Origin of the sequence: Oscillibacter sp. ER4, from assembly GCF_000765235.1 — a bacterium.
Lineage (GTDB): Bacteria > Bacillota > Clostridia > Oscillospirales > Oscillospiraceae > Hominicoprocola > Hominicoprocola fusiformis.
On the sequence record NZ_JPJG01000119.1, the window covers coordinates 1 to 779 of the forward strand.

A 779-nucleotide genomic window follows, 5' to 3' on the forward strand; every position below is an offset into this window, starting at 1 on the left:
GAGAAGTACCGCCGTGCTTTACTGAGCTTTGCTGCATTCCTGAGCGGCGCGGCGGTCACACCGGAGATGATCCGCCTTTGGAAAGACGATCTGCGCGCAAGTAACTACGCACCGTCGACCATCAACGTTTGTTTGGCGGCACTGAACGGTTTTTTCTGCTTCTGTGGCTGGACAGACTGCCGCGCACGGTTTCTGAAAATCCAGCGCCGCCTGTTTCGCGACAGCAAACAGGAGTTAACACGCGCAGAATATAAACGGCTCGTTGCCGCAGCGGAAGCTGCGGGCGACCGCGCCCTCGCGCTCCTGATGGAGACCATCTGCTCCACCGGCATTCGCGTCAGCGAGGTGCAGTATATCACCGTCGAAGCGGCGAAAAACGGCAAGACCGAAGTTGCTTTGAAAGGTAAAATCCGTACCATTCTGCTGCCTGCCAAGCTTTGCCGCAAGCTGCTCAAGTTTGCCGCGCGGCAAAAAACCGCCTCCGGCGCAATCTTTCGCACCAAAAGCGGCAAAGCAATGTCAAGATATCAAATTTGGTCGAAGATGAAAAAACTGTGCGCCCGCGCGGGCGTCGACGCAGGGAAAGTTTTCCCGCACAATCTGCGCCACCTGTTCGCGACGGCATTTTATCGCGCATACAAGGACATCGTCAAGCTGGCGGATGTTCTCGGGCATTCGAGCATCGAAACGACGCGCATTTACCTTGTTACGAGCATGGCGGAGCATCGGCGTCAGCTCGAACAGCTAAAACTTGTATCATAAAAACGGAATCTATATTC

General features: G+C 55.1%; 1 protein-coding gene. It reads left to right on the forward strand.

From position 1 onward, the window contains the following. Positions 1-762: tyrosine-type recombinase/integrase (locus tag NI20_RS0113495; RefSeq protein WP_033121907.1), on the forward strand; the 762-nt coding region annotated here is incomplete at its 5' end. Positions 763-779: the final 17 nt, after the last annotated feature.